Annotated in this window: 8 protein-coding genes; 3 read left to right on the forward strand and 5 right to left on the reverse strand. The window is 60.5% G+C overall.

Annotated elements, in window-relative coordinates; all coding sequences use genetic code 11:
- Nucleotides 1-89 precede the first annotated feature (89 nt).
- The 3 genes from ACLB6G_RS15750 (at nt 90) to ACLB6G_RS15760 (ending at nt 3,056) form a co-directional block, all read left to right on the forward strand.
- Nucleotides 90-1,205 carry a C4-dicarboxylate TRAP transporter substrate-binding protein gene (locus ACLB6G_RS15750; RefSeq protein ID WP_410357142.1) on the forward strand — a complete coding sequence of 372 codons (1,116 nt, stop codon included), beginning with the start codon at nt 90-92 and terminating at the stop codon, nt 1,203-1,205.
- A 79-nt stretch (nt 1,206-1,284) separates the two neighbouring features.
- Nucleotides 1,285-2,160, forward strand: a complete 876-nt coding sequence (locus ACLB6G_RS15755; RefSeq protein WP_410357143.1) for an SDR family NAD(P)-dependent oxidoreductase — start codon at nt 1,285-1,287, stop codon at nt 2,158-2,160.
- A gap of 107 nt (nt 2,161-2,267) precedes the next feature.
- Nucleotides 2,268-3,056 carry an IclR family transcriptional regulator gene (locus ACLB6G_RS15760; protein WP_410357144.1) on the forward strand — a complete coding sequence of 263 codons (789 nt, stop codon included), beginning with the start codon at nt 2,268-2,270 and terminating at the stop codon, nt 3,054-3,056.
- Nucleotides 3,057-3,238: 182 nt separating this feature from the next.
- On the opposite strand, the gene ACLB6G_RS15765 is transcribed toward ACLB6G_RS15760, so the two are convergent.
- Genes ACLB6G_RS15765 through ACLB6G_RS15785 form a run of 5 tightly spaced genes read right to left on the reverse strand, consistent with a single transcriptional unit; the run spans nt 3,239 to nt 7,220 of the window.
- Complete coding sequence (locus ACLB6G_RS15765) at nt 3,239-3,523, reverse strand: copper-binding protein (protein ID WP_410357145.1); 285 nt, start codon at nt 3,521-3,523, stop codon at nt 3,239-3,241.
- 38 nt (nt 3,524-3,561) lie between these two features.
- Entirely contained in the window at nt 3,562-4,047 is a 486-nt protein-coding gene (locus ACLB6G_RS15770) for a cupredoxin domain-containing protein (protein WP_410357146.1), read from the reverse strand.
- Between the two features lie 39 nt (nt 4,048-4,086).
- Complete coding sequence (locus ACLB6G_RS15775; RefSeq protein WP_410357147.1) at nt 4,087-5,454, reverse strand: multicopper oxidase family protein; 1,368 nt, start codon at nt 5,452-5,454, stop codon at nt 4,087-4,089.
- A gap of 21 nt (nt 5,455-5,475) precedes the next feature.
- Nucleotides 5,476-6,984, reverse strand: coding sequence for a TolC family protein (locus tag ACLB6G_RS15780; protein ID WP_410357171.1), 1,509 nt, complete (start codon nt 6,982-6,984; stop codon nt 5,476-5,478).
- Nucleotides 6,985-6,986: 2 nt separating this feature from the next.
- On the reverse strand, nt 6,987-7,220 hold the full coding sequence (locus tag ACLB6G_RS15785) for a hypothetical protein (RefSeq protein WP_410357148.1): 234 nt from the start codon (nt 7,218-7,220) through the stop codon (nt 6,987-6,989).
- Between the last annotated feature and the right edge of the window lie 793 nt (nt 7,221-8,013).

Consider the following 8,013-nt stretch of genomic DNA (forward strand, 5'->3'; position numbering starts at 1 on the left):
TGATCCGACGCGCCGCATCGCCAGACACGACTACCGGACCCCGCCCGGGCCGGGGCCTTGCTATTCAACACAACCAGGGAGGACTACCTATGCTGTTGAAGACACTGACTGCCACCGCCATTGCCACGATGGCGCTCGCCATGCCCTTGTCGGCCAAGGAACTGATCTACACCTCGCACACGCCCGACACCTATCCCGACAACGCCTATACGGCGGCGCGCTTCTTCGAACGCGTGAAGGAGATGACGGGCGGCGAGCACGAGGGACGCATCGTTGGCGGCGGGGCGCTGGCGGGCGGCGCGGCCGCGCTGCAGGCGATCAAGACGGGCGCGGTGGACAGCGGCATCCTCGTCTACAATTACACGCCGTCGGACCTGCCCGTGCTCGGCCTGCTCGGCGACCTGTACTCCACCAATGCGAAGGTGGCCGGACCGGCGACATCGGAAACCATGCTGCTCGACTGCCCTGAGTGCAAGGAAGAGATGGACCGGCAGAACATCGTCGTCCTCTTCAACACATCCTCTCCGCCCTACAATATCCTGTGCGCGGACGACCGGGTGGAGACTCTCGAGGACGTCAAGGGGCTCAAGATCAGGGCGGTCGGTTCCTACGGACCTCTGGCGGCGCACCTCGGGGCAACGCCTGTCAACATCACCTATGGCGAGATTTTCGAGGCCATGCAGCGCGGCCAGATCGACTGCGCGATGAACGACAGTTCGCAGGTCAAGGCGCTGCAGATGGACTTCGTGAAGTATGTGACGAACGTGCCGCTGGGCACGTTCCAGTCCATCGGCTTCGTTGTGGTGAACAAGGATGTCTGGGCAGGGTTTACCGACGAGCAGAAGTCTGCGTGGCTGAAAAGCTCGGCACAGGCCGTGGCCGATTTCGAGTATGAGTTCACCAACCGCGTGCGAGACATGACGAAACAGGCGGTGGACGAGTATGGCACGGAGATCGTCGAACCGGCGGAAGACCTGAGCAAGGCCGTCGCCGAATATCGTGCGTCCGAAATCCCGAGCATGATCGAGACTGCAAAGAGCCGTGGCGTCAAGGATCCCGAGGCGCTGATCAGCGCCTTCCAGAAGAACACCGCGAAGTGGGAAAAGATCGTCGCCGAGATCGGCGAGGGCGACTGGAGCCAGGAACAGTGGGACCAATACGCCGCCCGCATCCAGGAGGAAATCTTCTCCAAGGTGAAGTTCTGAGAAGCGCGACATGGGGGATGGCCGTCTTGGCCATCCCGCGATCGCGCCGGCAGCGTGCCGGCGCGCGAGAGGAGCGATCATGGGATGCCTTGACGGCAAGTCCATCGTCATCACCGGCGCGGGCCGCGGTCTGGGCGCGGCTTATGCACGGCTGGCGGCCTCCGAAGGCGCCCGCGTCGTCGTCAACGACATCGATGGCGGCGCGGCGGAAGCGGTTGCAGCGGCCATCCGGGACAGCGGCGGCGCGGCCGTCGCCTCGGATGCCGACATTTCCGATTGGGATGCAAGTGCCGGCCTGATCGCGCTGTGCGAACGAACCTTCGGGCCGGTCGACGGACTGGTCAACAATGCCGGCGTGTTCCACATGGCCGCGCCGGAGGACGAGGAGCGTGCCAGCGTCGAGCGCATCATCCGGGTCAATGTCAACGGAACCGTCAATTGCGGGCTTCATGCGCTGGCGGTGATGAAACGGCGCGGACGCGGCGCTGTCCTCAACGTTACGTCCGGCGCCCATGCCGGCTATGCCCGCATGGCGGTCTACGGCGCGACAAAGGGTGCGGCGGCCTCGCTCACCTATGGCTGGGCGTGCGATGTGGCCGGGACGGGCGTACGCGTCAACGCCATCGCGCCGATTGCGCGGACGCGGATGTACGACCAGATGCTGCAAATCGGCGACACGCGGCGGGAACAGACAGGCATGACGGTCAGCCCGGATGAAAACGCGGCCATCGCCATCTACCTGCTGTCGGACATGGCGCGCGACGTAAACGGCCAGATCGTACGAGTCGACATTCCCAGGCTTTCGCTGATGACCCATCCAACGGAACTGGTGCCGAGCGTGGAACGGCAGGACTGGACTGTCGAGGCCGTGCACGAGGCGTTCGGCTCGGATTTCCGTGATCGTCTTCAGCCGCTCGGGATTCACAAGAGTGCCGGCGTGGATGATGGTAACTGAGGGGGGGGGCGGACAGCAGCGAAGGTTTGGCGATGTCGGGTGCGGGCAGGCCGCGAATTGGATAATATCCTGCGTGGCAAGGCAAGGCAGAGGGGGACGGAAAACAAGTGACACAGGATGGAACGCAGGCGATACGGCGCGCGGCGGCGGTTCTCCAGCAGATCGCGCGGGTTTCAGGTGACCTGCCGCCGAATCTTCGGAATATCTCAGAGGCGATGAACCTGTCGCGCTCCACCACCCACCGCATTCTCAAATGCCTGACCGACACCGGGCTTGCTGCCTACGACAAGAAGACACGCAGATATGAGATCGGCATGCTGGCCTACGAACTCGGTCTTGCCGTTACCGACCGGGTTCTCCAACTGACGCCGTGGATGGCAACCGTGGACCGGATTGCGAGCCGGGCGAATGTCACGACCTATCTGATGCGGCGGTCGGGTATGGAGGCGGTATGCGTCCACAAGGCGGAAGGGCGGACGGTTATCAGGGTCATACCTGTCGAAGTCGGCCAGCGCCGCTTCCTTGGTGTTGGCGCGGGGGCCACTGCCTTGCTCGCGGTTCTGCCGGACGAAACGATCGAGCAGATCATTCGCTACATCGAACCCGAACTGCGGAATTTCGAGGCGCTGACGCCGGATTCGATAAGGGAGGCCGTTGAAAACGCCAAGGCCACCGGGTTTGCGGAAAGCCATGCCCGGGCCTATCGCTCCATATATGGGCTGGGAGCCGCAATTCGCCTGCATTCGGCCGAACCCGACATCGCGATCTCGATCGCTGCCCATGCGCCGGAGGTCGACGAGAAAACCATTACACGTTGGCGATCCATCATAAGTGAAGAGATCGCCGCCACCTCTGCGACCAGCATAGGTTCAAGCCCCCCGATCCGACATGTATAGACGTCGAGATCGACGCATCCCTCAGCGGGATCATAATTGCAAAATTCCAGCTCAGAACGGTCCGGAAATCGGGAAGCACGTTAAGCTGTGCCCGGCAATTCGGACGGACTGAAGACCATCACTTCTCGGAATGGTGTCGGCAGCGGGAGGCACCAGCCTTCCGCCGCCGGTTTCAGCAATTTCTATTTCAGCTCGGTGACGGTCAGTTTGCCGTTTACCCGATCAGCGACAAATTCAATCGCGTCGCCTTCCTTCATCTTTTCCAGCATTGCCGGATCTGCGGTGCGGAACACCATCGTCATCGCAGGCATGTCAAGTTTGGTCAGTTCTTCGTGGATTATCGTAACCTTCCCGGCCTTCATATCAACCTTCTTGACCACACCCTTGGTGTATTCGGTTGCAAACGCAGCCGTCGAGCCGGTCGCCGCGACGATTGCCGCGATCAGGAGTACTCCAAATTTGCGCATTGTCTTACCTCTTGTTGTGTTGTGCGGGATCGGCCTGATCAATGACCCGCGACGTTGAGCATGCCCTTCATGCCTGAATCGTAATGTCCGGGAATCAGGCAGGCGAATTCGAACGGTCCGGCGTTCGCGAACTTCCAGATGACTTCGCCGTCCATACCCGGATCGAGACGCACGGAATTGGGATCGTCATGTTCCATCTCCGGCATCTTCTCCATCTGCGCCTTGTGCTCCATGACACCTTCATGGTTGTCGAGCACGAATTCATGCTCGAGTTCGCCCTTGTTGATCACAATGAAGCGGATGGTCTCATTCTTCTTCACGTTGATTTCCCTGGGTTCGAAGGCCATCCCGCCGTCGTCGGTTTCCTTCATGATGACTTCAATTGTCCGGGTGACTTCCGATGCCTTGCCAGGGACTCCTACAGCCATCATCATCTCGCCATGTCCGCCGGCGTGAGTTCCCGCGGCAGTCGCCAGTGCGGTCATTCCCAGAAAAGCCATGGATGCAATTGAGAGTGTTTTCATGCGTGTTGCTCCTTTCCTCAGAACCTGAGATCGACAGATTCAGCCATTGGTGCCGGACTTCACCGGCGCGGGGTTGATGGTGGTCGTTGCGCCTGCGGCCCTGGTGAACTCGGGCAACTCGCCGGTCCACTCGTAGGCCTGGGTTCCGGGCGGGTTTTCGTACCAGCCCGGATCGCTGTAATCACCGGCAGAAATGCCTTCGCGAACCTTGACGACGGAGAACATGCCGCCCATTTCGATCGGCCCGTGAGGACCCCATCCGGTCATCATCGGCACCGTGTTGTCGGGCAATTCCATCGACATTTCGCCCATGTCGGCCATGCCGGCGGTTCCCATCGGCATGTATTCCGGCTGAAGGAGGCGGACCTTCCTTGTCAGGTTCGATTTGTCGACGCCGATGAAGGTCGGCACGTCATGGCCCATGGCATTCATGGTGTGGTGGGACTTGTGGCAGTGGATCGCCCAGTCGCCCTCGTAAACGGCATCGAACTCGTAGGCACGCATGGCGCCGACAGGAATGTCGATCGAGACTTCGGGCCATCGCGCTTCCGGTCGGACCCAGCCGCCGTCCGTGCAGGTTACCTCGAAGTCATAGCCATGCATGTGGATCGGATGATTTGTCATCGTCAGGTTGCCCACCCGCACCCGCACGCGGTCATTCTTCGAGACCACGAGCGGATCGATGTCCGGGAATATGCGGCTGTTCCATGTCCAAAGGTTGAAGTCCGTCATCGTCATGATCTTTGGCACATACGAACCTGGGTCGATGTCGAAGGCATTGAGCATGATCAGGAAATCGCGATCCACCGGCATGAAGGCCGGGTCCTTCGGGTGAACGATGAAGAAGCCCATCATGCCCATGGCCATCTGCACCATCTCGTCGGCGTGCGGGTGGTACATGAAGGTCCCCGACTTCACCAGGTCGAACTCGTAGATGAAGGTCTTGCCGGCGGGGATATGGGGTTGCGACAGACCTCCCACGCCATCCATGCCTGACGGGAGGATCATCCCGTGCCAATGCACGGTCGTGTGCTCGGGCAGCTTGTTGGTGACGTAGATTCTGACTCGGTCGCCCTCAACGGCTTCGATGGTCGGGCCGATGGATTGGCCGTTGTAGCCCCAGAGATAGGCGGTCATGCCGTCCGCCAATTCCCGTTCCACCGGCTCGGCCACCAGATGGAACTCCTTGACTCCGTTGTTCATCCGGAAGGGCAGGGTCCAGCCGTTGAGCGTGACCACCGGATTGTAGTCCGGTCCTGTCGACGGCATGAGGGGTGCCTGGGTAAGCGGGCTCTCCATCACGGCTGCATCCGGCAACCCCATATTCGTGGTCTTCGACCACGCGGTCGAGGAAACAAGGGCTGCTCCGGCAGCGCTTGCGCCTAAAAGCTGACGTCTGTTCATCATGGTCTTGTCCTTTCCGGAGAATTAATGGCCGGCGCCGCCGGCATCGCCTACCGACGGAGCGAATGCACCACCGCCCGCCGCCGCACCGCCGCCGTAGATCGCGGCCGACAGGTTGACATCGGCCAGCCAGAACTCGCGCTTGGCATTAACCGCCAGCAACAAGGTTCCCACCTTGGCCCTCGTATCGGCGAGAAGTTCAAAAGTGTTGGTGATCATGCCGTTGTAGGTGAGGAGGGATTCCTGCTCGATGATGGTTCGCAAGGGCACAACTGCATTGCGGTAGTGCCGTGCGATCTCGTGGGTGGACCTGTAGGCGGTATAGGCTGAGCGGGCTTCGGAACGGATGTTGACCGCCTTTTCGGCAAGCAGGTTGGCCGCCTGCATGTAGGCCAATTCCGCCTTTCGCAGTTTCGGCTTGCCGCTGTCGAAGATAGGGATCACGAATTCCAGCTCGAGTTGCGGTGTGACCACCGTTTTCCTGGTCTTCGTTTCTTCCAGGTTGGCGCCGACAATCTCGTATTCGGTTTCGATCTCGCGTTCGGCTTCAACCCCGGAAATGATCTCCAGATCGGTGACGAAACGTGTCGCCTTGGTCAGGCCATAGCTCTTGGCAACCGCTTCCAGTTCGAGTTTGGCGACGCGAAGGTCGACGCGGTTTTGGAGCGCTTCCTGCTCGATCCGGTTCTTGCGAATGATGCTGCGAGGCAGCGACGGCAGCTTGTCGGGGACATAGTAGTCGACCTCGCTTCCCCATAGGCCCATGATCCGGGTTAGCTCTTCCTTGGCCAGTCGTGCCGCCAACCGCGCTTCAGCCATTTGCCCGGTGAGCTCGGCATAGAAGGCATGTTCACGCGCCTGACCGGACTTGGGCAGCGCGCCGGTCTCTCCGAGTTTCTGGGCGAGTTCCGAGGCCGCGTCGGCAGCTACCTTGGCCTGATTGAGGTAGGCAACGGTTTCGAAGGCCGATACGGCATTGACCCATGCCCGCCGCGCGTCGTTGGCAACCTTCAGGGTCACGTCGACGGCCCTCATCTGGGCCTGCCGGAACCGTGTGTCGGCAATGTCCATACGGGCCCGGCGCGTGGCCAGCGACAGGATGTTGGCGGCGATCATGCCTTCGATGGCACGATAGGCGGCCAGTTCAGGGGCGCCTATTCCCAGCAGGCCTATCGAGACTTTCGGATTCTCGGGCAAGCCTTGCTGCCAGACCTCCGCCGCGGTCATGCCTATGTCTGCATAGGCCGACTGAAGCCCCTTGTTGTTGAGAAGCGCAACCTGGACAGCGGTGTCGGCATTGATGGTCTTCTTGTGCACCAAGGCGTGAACGCGCGCGGATACTGCCCTTGCCTGGTCATTGTTCTGGATCCAGACCGTATCCTTTCCTCCGGTGCCCCTCGAAACGGATGCGGCAACGACGCTGAAGCCGGCCTCTTTGGCGGAGTAGCCGGCAAGCTCCTGATCGCTGACACAGCCTGCGAGAAAAACGCCTGCGGCACAGACGAAGATTGTCTGTCTGATTTTGCGTGCCATGATCATGAGCCGGTTCCCGCGCCTGGCGCCTGGCTGTCATTCTGCTGACGCCAAGGCTTGGGTTCCACGGCAACCCGGTGGGTATACCCATTGAGAACCGATCGATAGTGGAGATTGCGAATGCCCTGTGTCGGGTCCGCAGGCGAACTGTCCGACAGGAACTGGTCAGGCCTGCCCGCAGCCGAGCAAGCGGCAAGCGCCAGCGGCAAGGCAGCCACCAAGAGGGTACGAAACATGATTGTCCTACCACGATAGAAGTGCGATCAGCCGATGAGGACCGGCCACGGTGCCCGGTTACGGGCGCAGATGAACTGTCAGTCGCGTGGAGGGCGTTCAGGCATGGCCATGGAAATGGCGACGAAGTTCAACGCCGGCCCGAACTCGAAAGTGCCGCGGATGAAAACCGCCTCCATTGGAGAATCAAGCGAGCAGAGGGCTAGGAAGCACGAGATCGGGCAACAGCGGTCTGTCGTGTCGCCGTGATGTGCGGGCCTGTGGCCGCGGGAAGCGGACGAGTGATCATCCTTTGCATGATGATGCTTCTTTAACGACTGATCGACAGATCCGCCGATGTGGTGCTCCCCGCTGCTCACGGTCGCCATTGCCGACATTGCCGTGGCGTGCGCAGCCCCCGGCACGACACTCGCGAATACGAGCATCAACACCAGAACTATGTGGCCGCGACCGGGCAGATGGCGAATCGACCTGAACATCACTTCAATTTCTGCCCATACGTCAAACCTTTGACAAGCAAGGATGCTATCAATTTTCCGTTAGGCCCTGTTTCGCGCTCGTGTGGCCAGTCACAGTGTTTAATGTATTTGATCCCAAGTTTTGATATTTGGCTCTGTCCGGAATTGGTGGGGAGGCCATAATTCTGTAATGGCCACTTTGGCCTCGAATGACGCTGGCGATATACACACAGGCGCGGAATGTCGTCAGCGCGTATTTCTAGGGTTCAGACTCAATCATAGCCAGAATGCGACGAGGGTCGCCAGTGCGACGGCGGAGAGAAAGTTTCTGGCGAGC

The organism is Zhengella sedimenti, from assembly GCF_046506625.1.
GTDB lineage: Bacteria > Pseudomonadota > Alphaproteobacteria > Rhizobiales > Rhizobiaceae > Zhengella > Zhengella sedimenti.